The organism is Terasakiella sp., assembly GCF_048267425.1.
Classification (GTDB): domain Bacteria; phylum Pseudomonadota; class Alphaproteobacteria; order Rhodospirillales; family Terasakiellaceae; genus Terasakiella.
On the sequence record NZ_JBLWXN010000004.1, the window covers coordinates 82,244 to 103,945 of the forward strand.

The following is a 21,702-nucleotide window of genomic DNA, read 5'->3' on the forward strand; positions in this document are numbered from 1 at the left end:
AAAAAAACGCCCTCAAAAATGAGGGCGTTTTTTTGTTTTAGATCGTTTTATTTATTCAAGGCGACTTGTGTCGATTTTGCGCGAAAGACCATGCAGGGTTGACGCATTTTTTTCAAGGCACGACAGGCGCGGTAGGCTTCGCGTTTTTCCACGCCGACAACACGGGCGCGATAAACTGATTTCCGCCCGTTTTTCAATGGCACGACAAGGGTCTTTGCGCCGCTTAAATAGCTCGGGGCGCGTTTTACGGCTGCGATGGCCTGACGTTCTGCCTTGGAATACGTACCATAAGCCCCAACTTGAACGCCCCAGCCTGTAGAGCGGCGCTTGGAGGCGACTTCCTGAACACGTTGTTGTTCTTTGGCTTTCGTTTTTTTCTGGTAGGCGGCCATCATCTGAGGATCAACTTTTGTGAATGATTGATCGAGAATACGCGCCATGATGTTGTTGCGTTGTGTGGCTGTTTTGCCGCCAAAGACAACACCGATCAGGCGGTGCCCCTCTCGGTTGACCGAGGACACGAGATTAAAGCCGGAGGCACGGATATAGCCGGTTTTAATGCCGTCCATACCGTCGTATTTTTTCATCAGCTTATTGTGGTTGCCGTAGGTACGTCCCTTGTAGGTCCAACGTTCTGTTTTGAAATAGCTGTAATATTGCGGGAAACGTTTCCATAACGTATTGCCCAGTTTTGCCATATCGCGCGCTGTACTGAGTTGGCGACGATGAGGCAGGCCGGAGGCATTGCGAAATGTTGTACGCGTCATGCCGATCTCTTTGGCCTTCTTGGTCATTTCTTTGGCAAATTCCCATTCCGTGCCGCCCAAATGTTCGGCAACGACGGTGGCGACATCATTGGCAGATTTGGTGACAAGTGCATAAATTGCATCTTCCACCCGGATGTGGCTGCCGCGTTTCAAACCCAACCGAGAAGGGGGTTGCCATGTGGCGCGGCGTGAAACACGCATTTTTGTATCCAGCGTGACCTTTTTGCTTTCAAGGGCTTCAAACAACATGAAAAGGGTCATCATTTTCGTCAGGGAGGCAGGGTAATTGCGCGTGTCAGCGTTGGTGTTCTGCAGAACTTTACCTGTCTCGGCATCCATCACAAAGGTGGCATATTTTGCCTGAGCAGGTACGATTAGGAAGGGCAAGCAGGCAAAAAATGCAATCAACCCCCATTTTACTGCTGTGTGTTTTGTTGTTTGAAATGTTCGATAGTGTGCTCTAGCGTTCATTTTTTCGCAACCTGTCCCGTTCAGTGTGCCCAATAAATTCCATCATGTGAAATGCTTCATGGTCAGTATGCCTGCAGTTTGATAAGAAAGAGTTAAACAACATGAAGGATTCTTAAAGAAATGTCTATTCTTCGCGCCTTTTTTGCATTGATGCTGGTCATTGTCGTTGCCTCCTGTACCTATCAAGGGGGATTGGAAAATCCGGTGACGAGAAAGTTCACCTGGTTTAGTTATGTAAACGGGGATGATATACGCAAAGTTTGTGCCGGTTTAGGTGCTGATCGCTACCGCTTTGTCTATAACGGGATTTATCAACGCCAAACGCGCACCTATGATGTTTTTTTTCATGCGGGTAAAATAAAGACTTTAGTCACGGGTGAAGCAAATTTGCGCCAAACGTCTGTGCAGGATCTTTTAGGCCCGTGGAGAGGTGTTTCCTCTGAAATTCTTGTAACCGATAAGGTGTTGAAAGATATTAAAAATTCCCTTATTTCGAGTGCTGCGCTGCAACCGGTTCCGCATGGCTTACGCCTCTATTCCGATAAATTTTACTGGACGGTAGCGGCTTGTGTGGATGGTGCTTTTTACTTTAACGCATACTTGTGGCCTTCTAAAAGATGGGACGATATGGTCTTTGATGATTTGCTTCTATCCCTTGATAACACAGGCGTTAAGGTGGAAGAGCCTAAACGTTTGTCACCACTGGATATTTGGGGGAGCATGAGGGATGTGAACCCGTTTTTGTTGCAGGTTGGTGAAAATGGACTTATTGGATTTGAAGGCGGGTAAGACAATTTAAACTTTTGTTGCGGTGCAAAAAAATAGTTGACGAAACACAATTTTATGGTATCTTGTGTTAAATGCTGCAGTGCAAGATTTTAGCAGTGCAGACGTTGACAAAATCCCAAGTTTTCGCTGATGAGGTTGAAGATGACTAGCACTGACAAGAAAGCTCCGGCTCCTGCCACGAAGTCCACAGCAACGACGCGCAAAGCGCCAGCCAGAAAAGTCGCTGCTGCAAAAAAAGCAGATGCACCTGTGAAGGCTGAACCTGTTGCAGAAACAACTCCCAAAGCAGCACCTGCTGTGGAAGCGAAAACCGATGTAAAAACTGAAACGGTTACAGCCGCGCCTGCGAAGGCTGCAAGTACCGTTAAGAAAACTTCTGCAACAGATGAAAAACCTGTTTTGGAAGCTAAACTTGAACTTCTCTCTACCCAAATTCAGGAAGGTTACAACGAAATGTTCGAATTTTCTAAAGAGCAAATGGAAAAATTCTTTAAAGTAGACGGTGTTGATACGTTCAAAGCTGTTGAAGATGCGATGGCTTTCTCTAAAGGCAATGTTGACGCATTTGTCAAATCTTCCTCAATCGCTGCAAAAGGCGTTCAGGATGTTGCTTCTTTGTTTGCTGAAATGGCACGCACGTCTATCGAAGAAAACATGGTTGCTTCTAAAAAAGTATTTGAATGCAAAACACCGCAGGAAATCGCTGAGCTTCAAGCCGAGTTGTTGAAATCCGGTTACGATAAAATGATGGCAAATGCGACACGCATTTCAGAAGCCTCTACCAAAATCGCTGAAGAAGCTTCAAAGCCGCTGCAACAGCGCGTTGAAGCTAGCGTTGAAAAACTCAACGTGACAACAGCTGCCTAAAACACTTTTGTTTTAGAAGCCTTGCTTTGAAAAAACACCCGGTTTTGATGATCGGGTGTTTTTTTATGCGCTATTTTCACCTAGGGGGTTTCATCACGCATAAAACGGACTAATATTAAAGGAACCGGATACGAACCGGACCAATGGATTGTATAAACGATTGATGAATGAAAATGAGTAACGAAGATCATAGAGACAATGACGACGATGGTGATGTTGGGATTGCGGTAAAAACGCGATCAAAAACCAAGCGCCCGTCTATGTATAAGGTGTTGTTGTTGAATGACGATTACACCCCCATGGAATTTGTTGTCCATATTCTGGAACGTTTCTTTGGTAAAAATCAGGAAGAGGCCACACAGATCATGTTGCATGTCCATACCAAAGGCGTGGGTCTGTGCGGGGTGTTTACCTATGAAGTTGCTGAAACCAAAGCCGCACAGGTGATGGATCTGGCCCGTCAACATCAGCATCCATTGCAGTGTTCGATCGAAAAAGATTAATAACGTAACGGCAAAGAAGGGATATAAAAATGCTATCGAGAAACTTGGAACAAACCCTTCATCGCGCTTTGGCCCTCGCGACGGAACATAGACATGAAATGGCCACACTGGAACATTTGCTCTTGTCCTTGATTGAGGACCCGGATGCGGTTGCCGTGATGCGTGCGTGTGATGTATCAATTGATCAACTGCGCGAAGACTTGGTCGTTTTTCTAGATGAAGAACTCAACGATTTACGCCATGACACGCCCATTGAACCTTCCCCGACAAGTGGGTTTCAACGTGTTGTGCAACGTGCGGCCATTCATGTTCAATCTTCGGGGCGCGAAGAGGTCACAGGCGCGAATGTTTTGGTTGCCCTGTTTTCCGAACGAGAATCACATGCCGTTTATTTCCTGCAAATTCAGGATATGAGCCGCCTTGATGCGGTCAATTATATCTCTCATGGGATTGCCAAAGTACCGGGACTTTCTGAAGATCGTCCTGTTCATGGGGCTGACAGTGACGGGGAACAGGATGACGAAAGCGAAGAAGACCGCGCCAAGGCCTTGGATACCTATTGCGTCAATCTGAATGAAAAGGCAAAAGAAGGAAAGATTGATCCGTTAATCGGTCGTCAGGCCGAATTGGACCGTACCATTCAGGTTTTGTGCCGCCGCAGTAAAAATAATCCCCTGTATGTCGGTGATCCCGGTGTGGGGAAAACGGCAATTGCCGAAGGCTTGGCCCTGCGCATTGTTGAAAAACAGGTGCCGGAAGTTCTGGATGAAGCGATCATTTATGCCCTTGATATGGGGGCGCTTCTGGCAGGAACCCGCTATCGTGGCGATTTTGAAGAACGCTTGAAAGCCGTTGTTAAAGAATTGGAAGCACGCCCGCATGCGGTTCTGTTTATTGATGAAATTCACACGGTCATTGGGGCCGGGGCAACTAGTGGCGGGGCGATGGATGCCTCGAACCTGCTGAAGCCTTCTTTGGCGAGCGGGTCGTTGCGTTGTATCGGTTCGACAACTTATAAGGAATATCGGGGGCATTTTGAAAAAGATCGTGCCCTTGTGCGTCGTTTCCAGAAAATTGATGTCGCAGAACCTTCTATCGAAGATACCATCAAGATTTTGCGCGGCTTGAAACCCTATTACGAAGCACATCATAAGGTCCGCTATACCAATGATGCGCTGAGTGCGGCGGTTGAACTCTCTGCCCGATATATCGGGGATCGCAAGTTACCTGATAAAGCAATTGACGTGATTGACGAAGTCGGTGCATCGCGTATGTTGCTGCCGGAAAGTAAACGCCGCAAAACGGTAACGGTGAAAGATGTGGAAGATACGGTTGCAAAAATTGCCCGGATCCCGCCGAAGTCCGTTTCGACAGATGATAAAGAAACGCTGAAAAGTCTGGATAACGACCTCAAGCGCATGGTGTTCGGGCAAGATTTGGCCATCGATAAGTTATCGACGGCGATTAAACTGTCACGGGCCGGGTTGCGCGAACCGGATAAACCGATTGGTAGCTATCTGTTTTCTGGTCCCACCGGGGTCGGTAAAACCGAAGTGGCCCGCCAATTATCCCGCACCTTAGGGGTGGAACTGTTACGCTTTGATATGTCTGAATATATGGAACGTCACAGCGTATCCCGATTGATCGGTGCACCGCCGGGTTATGTTGGATTTGACCAAGGCGGGTTATTAACCGATGGAGTAGACCAACATCCGCATTGCGTTGTCTTGTTGGATGAAATTGAAAAAGCACACCCCGACCTGTTTAATATTTTGTTGCAGGTGATGGATCATGGCAAGTTGACGGATAACAATGGCAAGACCATTGATTTTCGCAATGTCATTCTGATTATGACTACCAATGCCGGGGCAGCCGATTTAGCGAAAAATGCCATTGGCTTTGGTCGCGAAAGCCGCGAGGGTGAGGATCAGGAAGCGATTGAAAAACTGTTCACACCGGAATTTCGCAACCGTTTGGACGCGATTGTTCCTTTTGCCAATCTGTCCGAAGATGTGGTTGGTAAAGTCGTCGATAAGTTTATCATGGAACTGGAAGGTCAGCTTGCCGATCGGGGCGTTGAATTCCAACTGACACCGGCAGCGCGCAAATGGTTGGGTAAAAAAGGCTATGACAAACATTATGGTGCCCGTCCATTAAGCCGCGTTATTCAAGAACATATCAAGAAGCCGTTGGCCGAAGAATTGCTATTTGGCAAACTGGTGACGGGCGGATTGGTTAAGGTCAAGATTGACAGTAACAAAGTGGTGTTTGAATTCCCGCAAGAGGAATTAGCCGCCAAACCGAAACGCAACACGGATAAAAAAGCAAGCAAGGTGCCGGCAACGGTTAAATAAATGTTTGCCTTCCAAACAATCTTGTGCCTAGATTAAGGAAACGGGTCATTCTTCCCCTGTCGGGAGGAATGACCTTATCTTGATGAGAAGAGGCACCTATGTTCGACAATTGTTTGGAAAATATTTTAGTTCTGGATCTCTCCCAATATATTCCCGGTCCGTTTGCGACGATGACGTTGCGTGATCTGGGTGCCGATGTCATTAAGGTGGAACCGCCTGTTGGCGATCCGATGCGTTTTGCCTTTATGGAAGGTGATGATGGTATTTCTCCCCTTTACAAACAATTGAATGCGGGGAAATCCGTTGTCAAAATTGATTTAAAATCGACAGAGGGCAAGGCGGATTTTACTAAGTTGGTGGAGAAAGCCGATGTCCTTTTGGAATCTTTTCGACCCGGTGTGATGGCGCGTTTGGGATTTGACCATGACACCTTGAAAAAAATGAACCCGAAACTGGTGCATTGTGCGTTGTCTGGTTATGGACAAAACGGACCTTATGCACAAGTTGCAGGCCATGATATGACATACGTTGCCTTGACAGGGGCCTTGTCACAGACCGGGCACAAAGACTGTGGGCCGGTACCGATTTTCCCCCCACTGGCGGATCATAGCGGGGCAATGCAGGCTGTGAGTTCTATTCTGGCAGCCTTGTTTAGACGTGAACGTACAGGGCAGGGGGCTTTTATTGACGTAAGCTTGTTTGAGGCCGCCTTAAGCTGGAATTATCTGAGTTTGACACCCGCCGCCCAAGGCAAAGTTGATGACTGTGGACAGGGGGAACTGACCGGTGGCGCAGCTGCGTGGTATGGCATTTATGAAACAAAAGATAATCGCCATTTTGCCTTTGCGCCGATTGAACCCAAATTTTGGCAGAATTTCTGCAAGGCAGTCGAGCGGGAGGATCTGAGCGCACGTCAAAACGAACCGCAACCCCAAGACGATTTGATTGCGACTTTACGTGATTTGTTTAAGACACGTACATTGGACGAATGGGCCGCCCTGTTATTGCCTGCTGATTGTTGTATGGAACCGATCCATAGCCCGGATGCGGTTTTGAAACATCCACATGTTCAGGCGCGTCAAATTGCGTTTGGGGATGAAATTCGCTATCCGGCATGGGTTGATAATCAACCGCCCAAAGCGCGCCCGGCTATGAAAGAAGTTACAATTGAAAGCCTTCTGGGAGCGCTGTAAGCAATTACTCTTGCAGGTCACTTTTGTAGGGAGATAGCTTCATAAGCTCTTGCATTTCCAGACGATTGACTTTTTGGTCGTGCTTGAGAAAATCGTCAACGGCGTTGCGAAAAGAGGGGGTTGCAATCCAGTGTGCGCTGTAAGTTTCAACGGGCAGATATCCGCGTTGAATTTTATGTTGCCCTTGGGCACCGGCCTCAACGCGCTTTAACTGATTGGCAATGGCATAATCGATCGCTTGATAGTAGCAGGCTTCGAAATGCAAAAAACGATAATCTTCCAGACAGCCCCAATATCGTCCGAACAAGGTGTCATTGCCTTTTAAATTTAAGGCGCCTGCGACGATACACTGATCTTGCAGGGCAAGGACTAAGACGGTTTGATCACCAAGGCGCTGTCCCAAGAGTGAGAAAAAATCCCGATTGAGATAAGGGTGCCCCCATTTACGTCCCGATGTATCAAGGTAAAAATCGTAGAAAGCGTCCCAGTGATGTTCCTGAATTTCAGGTCCGCTGAGTGTTGTAAGCGTGATACCGCTTTCAACAACAGATTTTCGTTCCTTGCGGATTGATTTTCTTTTGCGTGACGACAAGGCATTTAGAAAGTCATCAAAACTCTCATAATGATTATTGGTCCAATGATATTGATGCCCAATCCGACCCAGCATTCCCAAATCCTGCATCACTTCCCATTCTGCTTTTTCAGTGAAATTGATGTGAAGGGAGGAAACGCCGATTTTATCCGCATGGGCAAGCAAGTGGGTAAGAAGTCGTTGTTTATCTTCGAGGTTGCAATCAGGGTGTGTTAACAGGCGTTGCCCGCTGACCGGCGTGAACGGAATAGCGCAAAGAAGCTTGGGGTAATAACGTCCACCAGCACGTTCGTAAGCTTCGGCCCATGACCAGTCGAACACATATTCGCCATAGGAATGGCTTTTTAAATAAAGGGGAGTACAGGCGATAATTCGCTTTGTATCGTCGGTTAAAACAAGATGTTGTGGCAACCATCCATTGTCAGGATGAACGCATTTACTGTCTTCCAATGCGGACAGAAAAGCATGTGTGGCGAAGGGGTTGTCTTCGCCCACACATGCATCCCACATCTGTGGATCAATTTGATTTATACTTTCAAATTGTGCGATTTCAGGCAAATTCAAAGACACCATCAATTTCAACAGAAACACCAAGGGGCAGAGCGGCAACACCCACGGCGGCGCGGGCATGTTGCCCAACGGGTTCGCCGAAAACTTCGACCATCAGGTCAGAGGCCCCGTTAACGATTTTAGGCTGGTCGGTAAATTCCGGCATGCTGGCGACAAAACCACCCAGTTTGACAACCCGTGTAATACGATCAAGGTCGCCGCCAACAGCTTCTTTAACTTGGGAAATCAGGTGAAGGCCACATAAACGGGAGGCCGCCATACCATCCTCCACACTTAAATTTTCACCATAGCGCCCGATGTATTTTAATTCACCATCCAGCATGGTGATCTGGCCGGAAACGAAAATAAGGTTGCCGGTTATGACATAGGGTACATAGTTGGCAACTGCTTTATTGGCTTTGGGTAAGGTGATCCCTAACTCTTGCAGGCGTGCTTCGATTTTACCAGCCATTTTTTATCCTTTTATTTGGAATATCAATAATTTGAATTTAGGTGAAGAGGGGGAAAGAACAAGTGCTATTTTATGAAAATAAAGGGGAAAGTTGCCGAAATGGCACGCTTTCCCCTTTATTCAGTCTTCGCTTCGTCTTATTTGGTGGTGATTAGGAACAACCAGATGTTGAACCGCAAGTCACGCATTTTAGGCAGGTGCCGTTACGCACCAAGGTGAAGTTGCCACATTCGGGGCACGCATCGCCTTCATACCCTTTCATACGGGCTTCGCGGATTTGTTCCAATTTTTGGTCGGTTTCTTCAAAAATATCAGGTTCGCCGTCGATGGTTGCTGCTGCTGCCAGATCGGCTGCACCGCTTGCGGCAGAACCGCTGACGGAACCGCCACTGGGCGAACCTTCAGAACCTTCGCCCGGCTTACCCTTAAAAACCAGGAAGCGACCACGCATGTAACCTTGGGAGGCCACGCGTTCAATCATCTGGTTTGCCTTATCCTTATCTTCTTGCGGAAGTTCGGATTGGGCTTCACCCCCACCAACAGTATCATGGTGTAAATCGTCCGGTTTAATGTGGGCAAGGTCGGAACGATCCATATAAGATACCGCAAGCTCGCGGAAGATGTAGTCAAGAACGGAAGATGCCATTTTGATGGTGTCGTTACCTTCCACCATACCGCTTGGCTCAAAGCGTGTGAATGTGAAGGCTTCCACAAATTCATCCAGCGGGACGCCATATTGCAGGCCCAAGGAAATGGCAATGGCGAAGTTGTTCATCAAAGAGCGGAAGGCTGCGCCTTCTTTGTGCATATCGATGAAAAGCTCACCCAATTGACCGTCTTCATATTCCCCGGTACGCAGGTAAACTTTGTGACCGCCGACAGACGCCTTTTGTGTATAGCCTTTACGACGGTTCGGCAGTTTACGACGTTGGGCGACAACGCGTTCAACGATGCGTTCGGCAACCAGTTCCGCACGTTTCGCAGACGGTTGGTCTGCAACGGCTTCTGCGAATGTTTCGTCCGCATCTTCGTCTTCCAGAACCTGTGCCTGTAGCGGTTGTGACAGTTTGGAACCATCACGATAAAGCGCATTGGCTTTCAAGCCCAGACGCCATGACAACAGGTAGGCTTCCTTGCAATCCTTAACCGTGGCGTTGTGGGCCATATTGATGGTTTTGGAAATAGCCCCGGAAATAAAGGACTGAGAAGCCGCCATCATGCGAATGTGGCTTTCAACAGACAAGAAGCGTGTCCCTTTGCGTCCACAAGGTGTGGCACAATCAAAGACGGGCAAATGTTCGTCTTTCAGGTGCGGGGCACCTTCCAATGTCATGGAGCCGCAAACATATGTGTTGGCATTATCGATTTCTTTTTTGTCAAAGCCGAGTTCTATCAGCATATCGAAAGAAGGATCGTTCAGCTTATCCGCGCTGATGCCCAGTTTGTCGATACAGAATTTCTCACCAAGCGACCATTTGTTGAAGGCGAATTTGATATCGAACGCATCAGCAAGTGCTTTTTCCAAAGCTTCCAAAGATTCGTCATCAAAACCTTTTTCACGCAGTTGTTCGTGAGTCAGGAAAGTGGACCCTTTCAACGTGCCATGACCGACAGCATAGCGGATCATGTCGTTGGCTTGTTGTTCCGTATAGCCGAGTTTGATCAGGGCTTGTGGGACAATGCGGTTGATGATTTTGAAATAACCACCACCGGCGAGTTTTTTGAACTTCACAAGGGCGAAGTCCGGTTCAATCCCTGTGGTATCACAATCCATAACCAGACCGATTGTCCCCGTCGGGGCAATCACAGACACTTGCGCGTTGCGGAAACCATGTTCGTTGCCAAGTTCCAAAGCGCGATCCCATGATTTGCGGGCGGCTTCCACAAGGCTGCTTTCCGGGCAATTGGAAGCATCCAGCGGAACCGGTAGAACAGCAAGGTTTTCGTAATCGTCTTTCAGGCCTTGTGCGGCACGACGGTGATTGCGAATAACGCGTAACATATGATCTGCGTTATTGGCATACCCCGGGAAAGCCCCCAAGTTTTGTGCCATTTCTGCAGATGTTGCGTAAGCTTCGCCTGTCATCAGGGCGGTGATCGCGCCACATAAAGCGCGGCCTTCTGCACTGTCATACGGCAGGCCAGAGGCCATCAACAGGCCGCCGATATTGGCAAAACCAAGCCCCAGCGTCCGGTAGTCATAAGATCGTTGTGCAATCTCCTTGGACGGGAATTGCGCCATCATAACCGCGATTTCCAATGTCACTGTCCAGATGCGAACCGCATGGGAGAAAGAGGCAACATCAAACGTGCCGTCTTCTTTGGTGAATTGCAGCAGGTTCAAGGAGGCAAGGTTACAGGCGGTATCATCAAGGAACATATATTCCGAACAAGGGTTGGACGCGTTGATGCGACCATCGCTTGGGCAGGTGTGCCATTCGTTGATGGTGCTGTCAAACTGGATCCCCGGATCGGCACAGGCCCATGCGGCATAACCGATATTTTCCCAAAGTTCCTTGGCCTTGATGCGTTTGGCAACGCTGCCGTCTTTGCGGTTGATCAGTTCCCATTCGCCGTCATCCAATACCTTTTGCAGAAATTCGTTGGAAACACGAACTGTGTTGTTGGAGTTTTGACCCGCAACTGTTGTGTAGGCTTCGGAATCCCAATCCGTATTGTAAGCCGGGAATTCAATATCGGTGTAGCCTTGTTTGGCAAATTCAATAACACGCTGAATATAGTTTTCAGGGATCATGGATTTACGCGCGGCAATGATGGCTTTTTTCAGCGGCTTGTTCTGCTTGGGATCAAACGCATCTTCGCTGTCGCCTGCCGTGCAGCAAGCTTCCATAATGGCACCCATATGTTTTTGGGCGAGTTTGGAACCTGCAACAAGGGCAGCGACTTTTTGCTCTTCTTTAACTTTCCAAGAGATGAATTCTTCAACGTCGGGGTGATCGACATCGACGACAACCATTTTGGCTGCGCGACGGGTGGTGCCACCGGATTTAATCGCACCAGCTGCGCGGTCACCAATTTTCAGGAAGCTCATCAAGCCGGAGGATTTACCGCCACCGGATAGGGGTTCGCCTTCTCCGCGTACGTTGGAGAAGTTGGAACCGGTCCCTGAACCATATTTAAAGAGACGGGCTTCACGAACCCACAGATCCATAATGCCGCCTTCATTGACCAGATCATCCTGAATAGACTGGATGAAACAGGCGTGAGGCTGGGGATGTTCATAAGAGGATTTGGAGCGCACCAGTTTACCGGTCTTGAAATCGACGTAATGGTGGCCTTGGGCCGGACCGTCAATACCATAAGCCCAGTGCAGGCCCGTGTTAAACCACTGTGGAGAGTTCGGTGCACCCATTTGCGCACACAATTGATAACGCATTTCGTCGAAATAGGCGCGCGCGTCAGCTTCGCTATCGAAATAGCCGCCTTTCCAACCCCAATAGGTCCAAGTTCCGGCTAAACGGTCAAAAACCTGCTTGGCTGAATGTTCCCCACCAAATTGGTCTTCGGCAGGCATGGATTTCATCGCGTCCTGATCAGGAACACTTGCCCATAACCACTGCGGGACGTCCTTCTCTTTAACAGCTTTTAAAACAGCGGGAATGCCAGCTTTACGGAAATACTTTTGAGCCAGTACATCGCAGGCAACCTGTGACCAACTTTCCGGGACTTCCAGATCGCTTGCCTGAAAGACGATAGAACCGTCCGGGTTACGGATTTCGCTACTTGCTTTACGAAAGACAAGACCGTCGTAAGGTGATTTATCTTCGTGCGTGAAATGACGTTGAATACGCATTGATGCCCCTGATGCCTCTTACTTTTAAAAGAATGGCTTAAATCGTTAAACAAAATTTTGTGGTTATCCCGTCCCAGAACGTTGTGCACACCTATATTGTGGGTGCCTTCTTCCGTCATGGGCACAAGATGTAGAACATTTTATGAAATGGATTTCAAGGTACTACCAAAGTATAGTTATTCACCGTTACCAACCCGAAATAATCAGAACGTTAGCGACACTGCCGATTCCGCATACCTTTTCCCTGTGGAAAAAAAATCAAAAAAAAAATCACAAAAAAACCTCTTGAACTGTTTCATTTTTAGGCAAAATCTCGCAACCCCTTGTGTTTGCTTGCGATCAAAGGCACTAGGTATGGTGTGACGGATGGGGAAGGTCAAAAAGCTAGAGAAACTCTGATGAGAATCGAATTTTGCTTGCTTGATTGATGGTAAATATGCCAGTTTTTTACTGCAAACGGATAAAAGAATCGCAATCCTTTGTGAAAATACACCTCAAAAGGTAGAATTGTTCCAGAATTCTTTTTGCGCTATATGTTGCACAAAGATGAAACAAATCTTGCGGCAATATTTAAGAAACGATCAGAAGTCAGGAAAGATCGGGAAACTTGTGCTATGATCCCCAGCGAGAATTTGGGGTGGGACCAATTAAATTGACTGAAGAACACAAAAAAACGGCGCTCGAACAAAAAATGAAATCCCTCGACGATGAAACACCGCAAGAATTGAAAGCGGAAATTGGCAAACTCAGGAATGCGTTGCGCGAATCAGAAAATCGTCTGGGGAAAATGATCGGTAACTTGCCGGTGACCTTGTTTCGACTGGAAATGGACGCATGCGGAAAAATTTCCTTTCCTTATATTAGTTCTACGATCAGTTCTTTGCTGGGGGCTGATGAAGAAACAATCATGCAGGATGCTGATAATTTTCTGAATTTGTTGGATCAAAGATCACGCGAAAGGCTGTTTCGCCGCTTACGACGTTCCGCACGCAGCAATACGCCTTTTGATGAAGAGGTGCGTTTGCAGGATGAAAGTCTTGGCAAATTGTGCATCCGCGTTTTTGCCAATGTCGCCGCCCATAATAAAGAGGGAACGATTTGGGACGGGGCGGCGATGGACATCACCGGGCAGCACTTGCTGGATGAACGCCTGCGATATCTCGCTTACCATGATGAGATGACCCAATTGCCCAACAGGATGGCTTTGGAAGAGCATCTCAATATTTTGTTTGAGAAAAAAGACGAGAAATTCGCCATTTTGGCTTTGGCGATTGATCGCTTGGATCTGGTTAATGATACCTTAGGTCAGGAAACGGCCAATCGATTGGTTGTAACCGTGGCAAGCGAATTGGCAGAATATTTGCCCAAAGGGACCTTTTTAGCTCATCCGCGGGCTGAAAGCTTCTCGATTGTCTTGCGCGATATTGATGGCGATACGAGTGTCGCCGAGATTGCCGAGTGTATTTTGGATCGTATGAAAATTCCGTTTGATGTTGGTACACGTCGCCTTGATGTCAGTGTCAGCATGGGGATCAGCTTGGCCCATCGTGATGGAGAAAATGCAGAAAGTCTGATGATGAATGCGGATACGGCTTTGCGCCGTGCCCATTTGACCTCGCCGGGAGGCTATCGTTTTTATGTCGAGGAAATGAATACGCGGGCGTTGCGGGTCCTGGCCTATGAAAACCGACTGCGCAAAGCGATTCTGCGTAAAGAATTTATCCCCTTTTTCCAGCCGCTTATTGATGTGAAAACCGGTGAAATCGCAGCAATGGAAGCCTTGGTACGTTGGCGCCACCCTCGTCTGGGATTGGTTTGGCCGGGGGAATTTATTCCGGTTGCTGAAGAAGCTGGCTTAATCGGTGATATTTGTCATCAGGTTCTCTATGAAACCTGTATGACGGCAAAACGATGGCTGGAGGCCGGTTACGGGGCCATTCCAATGGCGGTGAATATATCGTGGCGACAATTTGCTCAACCGGAACGTCTTTTACAGTTGATGAGTGATGTTTTGAAAGAAACCGGTACTCCGCCGGAATTGATTGAGCTCGAATTGACGGAAAGTTCGGTGATGGAAGAACCCGATTCTGCCATTCGGACCCTGAATGATCTACGAGAATTTGGTGTGATGGCATCCATTGATGACTTCGGAACGGGGTATTCTTCTTTATCCTATTTGAAACGTCTGCCCATTTCCAAATTGAAAATCGACCGTGCCTTTATTAATGAGGTAGCACATAACGAACGTGATGCTGCAATTGTGGATGCGATTATCAGGTTGGCGCAAGCCTTGGGGTTGAAGACGGTGGCAGAAGGGATTGAAACGCAAGAACAGTTTGAATTTTTGAAAGAAAAAGGCTGTGATTTGGGGCAGGGGTTTTTGTTCAGCCGTCCGGTTCCTGCTGAAGATATGGAAAAAATACTACAAGAGGGTGGATTTTCTGATTTCAGAGTCTTGCAGTAAACCGCTTAATCGACTAAACATGGCCTAGGAATTTTATGTGCGTAGATCGCGCGATTGACAATGGTACCCTGCTCGGGGCTTCGGAGTTGAATTGATATGACAATCGGAACACGTGTTTACACTTGGCTTAACGGCACGTTGGTTGGTACTGACGAATTCGGTAACAAATACTATCGCAACAAAAAGAAGCTTCAGGGCCGTGAGCGTCGCTGGGTCGTTTACCGTGGGGTGAGCGAAGCCTCCAAAGTACCGGCAGAATGGCATGCATGGTTGCATCACACTGTTTCTGAACCGCTGACGGAAGAAGCAACGCAAGCGAAACAGTGGCAAAAAGAACACCTGCCCAACCTGACAGGGACGACAAACGCTTACTTCCCGCAAGGGGACGCGCGTCATGGCGGGCAGCGCGCTCGTGCGACAGGTGACTATGAAGCGTGGCAACCCGAATAAGCCATTGAATTTATGGCTGTAGACCTCTAAGATTTGCGGGCGCTTTTAGGCGCCCGTTTTCGTGCCTGACTGGTACGGGGTGGGCTAGGGAGAGATTGACGTGAAGTATTCTGCGCGTAGAGAGAAAACCGTTGGTGGCCTGACTTTTTTGGCTTTGGTTCTGGCTATTCTCATTTCTTATGGCAAACCGGATGAAACCGGTAATGAGCAGTTATATAAAGTATCAGCGACGTTCAGCCGTATTGATGGCTTGATGGAAGAGTCGGACGTACGCATGGGCGGTGTTCGCATCGGTTATGTCTTAGGGGCTGATCTTAATGCGAATTACCGTGCCGTTGTGACGATGGCAATCGACGGAAATGTACGCTTGCCGCTTGATACCTCGGCCGCCATTCATACGGACGGTTTGTTTGGCAACAAGTTTATCGAACTGGAACCCGGTGGGGATGAAAATTATATTGATGACGGCGGCCGGATAGATATGGCGCAAAGCTCTGTTGTTGTTGAGGAACTTTTGGAATTGATCATTGCCGAAGGTAAATCCAAACGTGCACAAAAAGAAGAATAAAGGGAAGGTAACGAAGAAATGATGGGTAAAAATATCGTTGAAACAGTGATGGGCGGTGTTGTGTTGCTGGTTGCTGCGGGCTTTCTTTATATTGCGCTGAACGAAGCACAGGTTAAATCGGTTGAAGGATATACGGTAAAGGCAGCTTTCCTGAAGATTGGCGGATTACAAAAGGGCAGCGATGTGCGCATGAACGGTATTAAGGTCGGTTCCGTACTGGATAGTACTTTGGATAATGAAACCTACGATGCGGTTATTTCCATGACCATTCGCCCGGATTTGAAATTGCCTGCTGATACGGTGGCCTCGATTGTGAGTGGCGGCTTGATTGGTGGAAAATATGTACGTCTGGAACCGGGGGCCGATCGCGAAAACTTTGTTGAAGCGGGGGGCTCCATCGAGAACACTAAAGATTTTAAATCACTGGAAGATCAAGTCGGTGAAATTATATTCCTTGCAACCGGCGGGGAGGGGCAACAGTGATTTTGTCACGTACCTTATGGGGCATTTTGGGGCTGTCTGCTTCCTTGACAATCAGTCAGGTTGGTTACGCTGAACCTTATGATACGGTGATTTTACAAGGTCTTGATAAGGTGACGGCAAGGGTATCGCGTCTGGAGGCCCCGGTCGGCCAGTTTATTAAATTTGGAAATTTAGAAATTGTCGCACGCAAGTGTGATAAGCGTCCGCCGACAGAAACGCCGGAAAGTGCGGCCTTTTTAGATATTGCAGAGGTCAAACCGGGCGAAGCTGCTTCCCCTGTGTTTCGCGGATGGATGTTTGCATCCAGTCCGGCACTAAACCCGATGGAACATCCTGTTTATGATGTATGGGTTCTGGATTGCACGAACATGGCTTCTAATTCTTCAGATAATTCTGTTTCTGTTGGATCTGAATAAAAGGCCGAAATTGTCTGCATGGCTTCATCCAGCATCAAATGATAACTTTGACGCGGCACTTCAATCGCGCCCATTGAGGCGAGATGATCGGTAATAAATTGACTGTCCAGAAGTTGGTAATCCGATAATCGCAAGCGTGCGACCAGATGTACCAAGGCGACTTTTGAGGCATTGGAGCGTCGTGAAAACATACTTTCACCAAAAAAAGCAGTACCGAGGCTAACGCCATAAAGGCCGCCAACCAATTCCCCGTCTTGCCAACATTCGATACTGTGCGCGCAGTTCATGCGGAAAAGTTCGTTATAAAGGCGAAAAATATCTTCATTCATCCATGTGTCGGGACGGTCTTCGGTACTTTCTGCACATTTTTCCATAACCTTGTCGAAGGCCGTATCGCAGGTAACCTTAAATTTCCCTTGGCGTAATGTTTTGCGCAAAGAGCGTGATATCTTTAATCCGTCCAGTGGGAAAATACCGCGCATTTCCGGATCAACCCAGAACAAATCCCGTGATTCTCGTGTTTCTGCCATTGGAAACACACCGGCACCATAAGCCCGTAGTAATGTTTCGGGCGTAATGACATATCGTTCGCTTCTGTCCATGTGAACTCCTTATCTCATTGATTTATATATAAGGAGATGGAATTTAAATACAAGAAAGCCGTCAGCTTGAATTTTCTTCAAGTGACGGCTTTTTGTTTTTTAATCAGTCAGGCCGACGAATTTTTCCAGCCATTTGATATCGTAATCCCCATTAATGAAATCCGGGTTTTCCAGAAGTTTCTGATGGAGAGGAATAGACGTTTTAATCCCGCCAATGACATATTCGCCAAGGGCACGACGCAAACGCATCAGGCATTCGTTCCGGTTGTTGCCATGCACGATCAGTTTAGCAATCATACTGTCATAATGCGGTGGCACGCTGTAGCCGGAATAAAGGGCCGAATCAACACGGACACTCAAACCGCCCGGGGCATGATAGTCAGTGATTTTACCGGGGCACGGCATGAAGTTTTCCGGGTCTTCTGCATTAATACGGCATTCGATGGAATGGCCCTGAAATTTGATGTCATCCTGTGTGTAACCCAATGGTGCACCAGAGGCGACACGAATTTGTTCACGGGCAAGATCAAGACCGGAGATCATTTCTGAAATTGGGTGTTCCACCTGCAAACGCGTGTTCATCTCGATAAAGAAGAACTCGCCATCTTCATAGAGGAATTCGACCGTTCCAACACCACGGTATTTCATTTTGCGCATCGCATCGGCAACGGTTTCACCGATTTCCTTGCGTTGTGCTTCATTTAATGCCGGGGAAGGGGCTTCTTCCAGAACTTTCTGATTACGACGTTGCAATGAACAATCACGTTCCCCCACGTGAACGGCATTGCCGTGCGTGTCACACAAAACCTGAATTTCAATATGACGTGGTTTTGTCAGGAATTTTTCAATGTAAACATCTGCGTTCCCAAATGCCGCAAGGGCTTCGGTACGTGCTGTTTTCCAATTGACTTCCATTTCATCGGGATTGCGGACCAGTTGCATACCACGACCGCCCCCGCCAGCAGTGGCTTTGACGATCACGGGATACCCGAATTCTTCACCGATTGCCAAAGCGTCCGCGACGCTATCGACAGATCCCTTGGAGCCGGGAACAACAGGCATACCTGTTTCTTCGGCAATTCGTTTGGCTGTGATTTTATCGCCCATCATACGGATGTGTTCCGGTGTCGGACCGATAAAGGTAAAGCCGTGTTCTTCAACCATTTCGGCGAAGTTGGCATTTTCTGACAGGAAACCATAACCGGGATGGATGGCATCGGCGCCTGTAATGGTTGCCGCAGATAAAATAGCTTGAATATTCAAATAGCTATCTTTACTGGGCGGCGGACCGATACAGACAGCCTCGTCGGCGAGACGCACATGCATGGCATCGGCGTCAGCCGTGGAATGAATGGCAACCGTGGAAATACCCATTTCTTTACAGGCGCGATGGATGCGCAGGGCAATTTCGCCACGGTTGGCAATCAGGACTTTTTCAAACATGGGCAAGCCCTATTATTCGATAATGAAAAGCGGATCGCCGAATTCGACGGGTGAACCGGAACTAATCAGCACGCGCGTCACTTTTCCGGCTTTCGGCGCATGGATGGGGTTGAAGACTTTCATAGCTTCAATCAGACAGAGGGTTTGGCCTTCAGTAACCGTGTCGCCGACAGAGGCAAACTGCGGTGAATCGGGGTCCGGTGAAAGGTAAGCAACACCAACCATCGGGGATGTGACCGCACCAGGATGATTGGCCGGATCACCGGCATCGCCTTCTGGTGCAGGGCCGCCGACAGGGGCAGCAGCACCGACCGCTGCGACCGGGGCAGCAGCTGCCGTTACAGTAATGTTTTTAGCAACACGAATGTGCCAGTCATCCTGACCGTATTCGATTTCAGTAAGACCGGTATCGTTCAGCAATTCAGCCAGTTCGCGAACCAGTTCGCTATTGAATTTATCCTTAGCCATTATAATTGATTCTCTTCATCAGCGACTTGAAAGGAGACGTGAGATCGCCTGTAACGCCAGTATGTAACCCTGTGGTCCCAACCCGCAGATAACGCCTGTGGCCATCTTGGAAACATAGGATGTATGACGAAAGGCTTCACGTTTGTGAATGTTGGATAGGTGTACTTCGATGACCGGCTTATCCACCGCTTGCAACGCATCAAGGATGGCGACAGAGGTATGGGTGTAAGCTGCCGGGTTAATAACAATGGCGTCAAAGGACTCTTTTGCTTCTTGAATCCAGTCGACAAGATTGCCTTCGTGATTGGATTGACGGAAGTCGATGTCCAAACCAAGATCGGATGCGCAAGTTTCGCACATGTCTTCAACATCCTTAAGGGTTTCGTGTCCGTATACTTTCGGCTCACGCGTGCCCAGCATGTTCAGGTTTGGTCCGTTTAATATGAGAATTCTTTTCGACATTTTTTGCTATTAATGTTGCGAAGTAGTCCTAGCGTTATAGCATGCCTTACACAGCATGCAATCTTTCTTTAATCGCCCTCTTGCACATCGAGAAACCCTCGTCCATACTCGGGCCGTTTTTAAAGCCTGAGAGTAACCATGATTGTCATTGTAAACGGTGAAGAAAGAACGCTGGAAACGGCGCAATCCGTAGAAAAACTTCTGCTGGATATCGGTCTTGACCCTAAAAAAGTTGCGGTTGAACGCAACCGTGAAATTGTGCCTAAATCACAATTCGACACTGTTCTGCTGGAAGACGGCGACAAGTTGGAAATCGTACATTTTATTGGCGGAGGATGTTAAGACGTGAGCGACACATTTGAAATTGCCGGACAGAGTTTTTCTTCCCGATTGTTGGTTGGGACCGGTAAATATAAGGATTTCGAAGAAACTAAGGTAGCGATTGAAGCCAGTGGGGCCGAAATTGTAACCGTTGCTGTACGTCGTGTGAATGTCAGCGATCCAAGTCAGCCGATGCTGGTTGATTATGTCGATCCCAAAAAATACACTTATTTACCCAATACGGCGGGCTGTTTCACCTGCGACGATGCCGTACGGACCTTGCGTTTGGCCCGTGAAGCCGGTGGCTGGGATCTTGTTAAATTGGAAGTCTTAGGTGATCAGCAAACGCTTTATCCCAATATGCCAGAAACCTTAAAAGCGGCAGAAATGCTGATTAAAGAAGGCTTCAAGGTGATGGTCTATTGTTCGGATGACCCCATTGCCGCCAAAATACTGGAAGATATGGGCTGTGTTGCGATTATGCCATTGGGTTCGCTCATTGGTTCCGGCCTTGGGATTCTCAATCCGGTCAATATTCAAATCATTAAACAAAATGCCAAAGTCCCTGTTTTGGTTGATGCGGGCGTGGGGACGGCCTCGGATGCCGCTTATGCAATGGAACTGGGCTGTGACGGTGTTTTGATGAATACGGCAATTGCCGGGGCAAAAGATCCGATTGCAATGGCGAAAGCCATGAAGCTGGCCGTAGAATCGGGTCGCTTGGCATTTAAGGCCGGGCGTATGCCTAAAAAGCAATATGCGGACCCGAGTTCCCCGACTTCCGGCCTCATCGACGCAAAATAGACTTTATATATAAGTAGGCAATAAATGACGACGCTTGGGCTGCTGGTCTGCGGGACTTTTTCCGATAAAATCATGCGGAAATATGATGGTCTTTATGAAGATTTTTTCATTCAGGGGCTATCGGCACAAAAAGCGTCGTTATCTTTTCAAACCTATCGCGTATTTGAAAATGATTTTCCCGATAGCGTTGACGCGTGCGATGCATGGTTGATTACGGAGTCGGTCAGTGGTGTTTATGAAGACTTGCCGTGGATTACCCGTTTGTTGGCATTTGCGCGTGATGCTTATGAGAAAAAGATTCCGTTGGTTGGAATTTGTTTTGGGCATCAACTGATTGCACAGGCCTTGGGCGGCAAAGTTATCAAATCGCCAAAAGGCTGGGGGCTTGGATTTCAGCGATACGAGCTGCAAGACAATATGATCGGTATTGAGAGTGATTTTCTCGACCTGTATGCTATTCATCAGGATCAGGTTGTTGAAGTTCCACCTGTCGCAACTGTTTTTGCCAGTTCTGAACATTGCCCGGTTGCCGCGTTGCGTTACGAAGGGCGCGCCCTTTCGTTTCAGGCGCACCCCGAATTTAGCCGGGAATTTGAAACAGACCTTATTGAAAGTCTGCTGGGGGAAAAACTGGATGTTGCCATCGGGCGGGCGGCAATCGATTCCATGCAGTCCACGAATGTTCACAACGCACAGGTTATGCAGATAATTGGTGATTTTATCACAGGTGAAAACTTGTGCGAATGTGACTGATTTTTCATAATTCTCTTCACGAATGGTTAGGGCTTTTTGCCTATTCTGATAATAGAAAAACGGAAATCCTTTTCCAAACCATCATATGAAGAGGCAT

Annotated in this window: 21 protein-coding genes; 13 read left to right on the plus strand and 8 right to left on the minus strand. The window is 47.9% G+C overall.

Annotated features, from left to right (window positions below; all coding sequences use genetic code 11):
- Nucleotides 1-47: 47 nt before the first annotated feature.
- The gene (locus tag ACN0VA_RS08230) at nt 48-1,238 is read right to left on the minus strand and encodes a serine hydrolase (protein WP_417820679.1); all 1,191 of its coding nucleotides are present in this window, start codon (nt 1,236-1,238) and stop codon (nt 48-50) included.
- A gap of 120 nt (nt 1,239-1,358) precedes the next feature.
- Here ACN0VA_RS08230 and ACN0VA_RS08235 point away from each other — a divergent pair, with 120 nt between their 5' ends.
- The 5 genes from ACN0VA_RS08235 (at nt 1,359) to ACN0VA_RS08255 (ending at nt 6,944) form a co-directional block, all read left to right on the plus strand.
- A complete protein-coding gene (locus ACN0VA_RS08235) occupies nt 1,359-2,027 on the plus strand; it encodes a hypothetical protein (protein WP_417820680.1) in 669 nt (222 codons plus the stop codon).
- A gap of 141 nt (nt 2,028-2,168) precedes the next feature.
- The gene (locus tag ACN0VA_RS08240; protein ID WP_417820681.1) at nt 2,169-2,894 is read left to right on the plus strand and encodes a phasin family protein; all 726 of its coding nucleotides are present in this window, start codon (nt 2,169-2,171) and stop codon (nt 2,892-2,894) included.
- 173 nt (nt 2,895-3,067) lie between these two features.
- Nucleotides 3,068-3,397 carry an ATP-dependent Clp protease adapter ClpS gene (gene clpS / locus ACN0VA_RS08245; RefSeq protein WP_188664008.1) on the plus strand — a complete coding sequence of 110 codons (330 nt, stop codon included), beginning with the start codon at nt 3,068-3,070 and terminating at the stop codon, nt 3,395-3,397.
- A gap of 29 nt (nt 3,398-3,426) precedes the next feature.
- The gene (clpA, locus tag ACN0VA_RS08250; RefSeq protein ID WP_417820682.1) at nt 3,427-5,751 is read left to right on the plus strand and encodes an ATP-dependent Clp protease ATP-binding subunit ClpA; all 2,325 of its coding nucleotides are present in this window, start codon (nt 3,427-3,429) and stop codon (nt 5,749-5,751) included.
- A 98-nt stretch (nt 5,752-5,849) separates the two neighbouring features.
- Nucleotides 5,850-6,944, plus strand: coding sequence for a CaiB/BaiF CoA transferase family protein (locus ACN0VA_RS08255; protein ID WP_417820683.1), 1,095 nt, complete (start codon nt 5,850-5,852; stop codon nt 6,942-6,944).
- A 4-nt stretch (nt 6,945-6,948) separates the two neighbouring features.
- Here ACN0VA_RS08255 and ACN0VA_RS08260 read toward each other — a convergent pair whose 3' ends face one another.
- The 3 genes from ACN0VA_RS08260 to ACN0VA_RS08270 form a co-directional block, all read right to left on the minus strand.
- Nucleotides 6,949-8,166 (minus strand): GNAT family N-acetyltransferase, encoded by a 1,218-nt coding sequence (locus tag ACN0VA_RS08260; RefSeq protein ID WP_417820684.1) that lies wholly within the window; start codon nt 8,164-8,166, stop codon nt 6,949-6,951.
- Complete coding sequence (locus ACN0VA_RS08265; RefSeq protein ID WP_417820685.1) at nt 8,087-8,557, minus strand: RidA family protein; 471 nt, start codon at nt 8,555-8,557, stop codon at nt 8,087-8,089. The genes ACN0VA_RS08260 and ACN0VA_RS08265 overlap by 80 nt, the downstream gene beginning before the upstream one ends.
- A gap of 151 nt (nt 8,558-8,708) precedes the next feature.
- The gene (locus ACN0VA_RS08270; protein ID WP_417820686.1) at nt 8,709-12,371 is read right to left on the minus strand and encodes a vitamin B12-dependent ribonucleotide reductase; all 3,663 of its coding nucleotides are present in this window, start codon (nt 12,369-12,371) and stop codon (nt 8,709-8,711) included.
- A 652-nt stretch (nt 12,372-13,023) separates the two neighbouring features.
- Here ACN0VA_RS08270 and ACN0VA_RS08275 point away from each other — a divergent pair.
- The 5 genes from ACN0VA_RS08275 (at nt 13,024) to ACN0VA_RS08295 (ending at nt 16,752) form a co-directional block, all read left to right on the plus strand.
- Nucleotides 13,024-14,835, plus strand: coding sequence for a putative bifunctional diguanylate cyclase/phosphodiesterase (locus ACN0VA_RS08275; protein ID WP_417820687.1), 1,812 nt, complete (start codon nt 13,024-13,026; stop codon nt 14,833-14,835).
- A gap of 96 nt (nt 14,836-14,931) precedes the next feature.
- Nucleotides 14,932-15,285, plus strand: a complete 354-nt coding sequence (locus tag ACN0VA_RS08280; protein WP_188664023.1) for an NADH:ubiquinone oxidoreductase subunit NDUFA12 — start codon at nt 14,932-14,934, stop codon at nt 15,283-15,285.
- Nucleotides 15,286-15,385: 100 nt separating this feature from the next.
- Nucleotides 15,386-15,853 carry an MlaD family protein gene (locus ACN0VA_RS08285; protein WP_417820688.1) on the plus strand — a complete coding sequence of 156 codons (468 nt, stop codon included), beginning with the start codon at nt 15,386-15,388 and terminating at the stop codon, nt 15,851-15,853.
- An 18-nt stretch (nt 15,854-15,871) separates the two neighbouring features.
- Entirely contained in the window at nt 15,872-16,336 is a 465-nt protein-coding gene (locus tag ACN0VA_RS08290) for an outer membrane lipid asymmetry maintenance protein MlaD (RefSeq protein WP_308419095.1), read from the plus strand.
- Nucleotides 16,333-16,752: a DUF2155 domain-containing protein gene (locus ACN0VA_RS08295; RefSeq protein ID WP_417820689.1), complete on the plus strand. Its 420-nt coding sequence runs from the start codon at nt 16,333-16,335 to the stop codon at nt 16,750-16,752. The genes ACN0VA_RS08290 and ACN0VA_RS08295 overlap by 4 nt, the downstream gene beginning before the upstream one ends.
- On the opposite strand, the gene aat is transcribed toward ACN0VA_RS08295, so the two are convergent.
- The 4 genes from aat to aroQ form a co-directional block, all read right to left on the minus strand.
- The gene (gene aat, locus ACN0VA_RS08300) at nt 16,674-17,354 is read right to left on the minus strand and encodes a leucyl/phenylalanyl-tRNA--protein transferase (RefSeq protein ID WP_417820690.1); all 681 of its coding nucleotides are present in this window, start codon (nt 17,352-17,354) and stop codon (nt 16,674-16,676) included. The two genes, ACN0VA_RS08295 and aat, sit on opposite strands and share 79 nt — an antisense overlap.
- Nucleotides 17,355-17,453: 99 nt before the next feature.
- Nucleotides 17,454-18,797 carry an acetyl-CoA carboxylase biotin carboxylase subunit gene (gene accC, locus ACN0VA_RS08305; protein WP_417820691.1) on the minus strand — a complete coding sequence of 448 codons (1,344 nt, stop codon included), beginning with the start codon at nt 18,795-18,797 and terminating at the stop codon, nt 17,454-17,456.
- Between the two features lie 12 nt (nt 18,798-18,809).
- Nucleotides 18,810-19,265, minus strand: coding sequence for an acetyl-CoA carboxylase biotin carboxyl carrier protein (locus ACN0VA_RS08310; protein WP_417820692.1), 456 nt, complete (start codon nt 19,263-19,265; stop codon nt 18,810-18,812).
- Between the two features lie 18 nt (nt 19,266-19,283).
- Complete coding sequence (aroQ, locus tag ACN0VA_RS08315; RefSeq protein ID WP_417820694.1) at nt 19,284-19,727, minus strand: type II 3-dehydroquinate dehydratase; 444 nt, start codon at nt 19,725-19,727, stop codon at nt 19,284-19,286.
- A gap of 138 nt (nt 19,728-19,865) precedes the next feature.
- Between aroQ and thiS the strand changes: the two genes are divergently transcribed.
- The 3 genes from thiS to ACN0VA_RS08330 are packed head-to-tail and all read left to right on the plus strand — an operon-like array spanning nt 19,866 to nt 21,605.
- Complete coding sequence (gene thiS / locus ACN0VA_RS08320; RefSeq protein ID WP_188664037.1) at nt 19,866-20,069, plus strand: sulfur carrier protein ThiS; 204 nt, start codon at nt 19,866-19,868, stop codon at nt 20,067-20,069.
- Nucleotides 20,070-20,072: 3 nt separating this feature from the next.
- Nucleotides 20,073-20,852, plus strand: coding sequence for a bifunctional sulfur carrier protein/thiazole synthase protein (locus ACN0VA_RS08325; RefSeq protein ID WP_417820695.1), 780 nt, complete (start codon nt 20,073-20,075; stop codon nt 20,850-20,852).
- 24 nt (nt 20,853-20,876) lie between these two features.
- Entirely contained in the window at nt 20,877-21,605 is a 729-nt protein-coding gene (locus ACN0VA_RS08330) for a type 1 glutamine amidotransferase (RefSeq protein ID WP_417820696.1), read from the plus strand.
- Nucleotides 21,606-21,702: the final 97 nt, after the last annotated feature.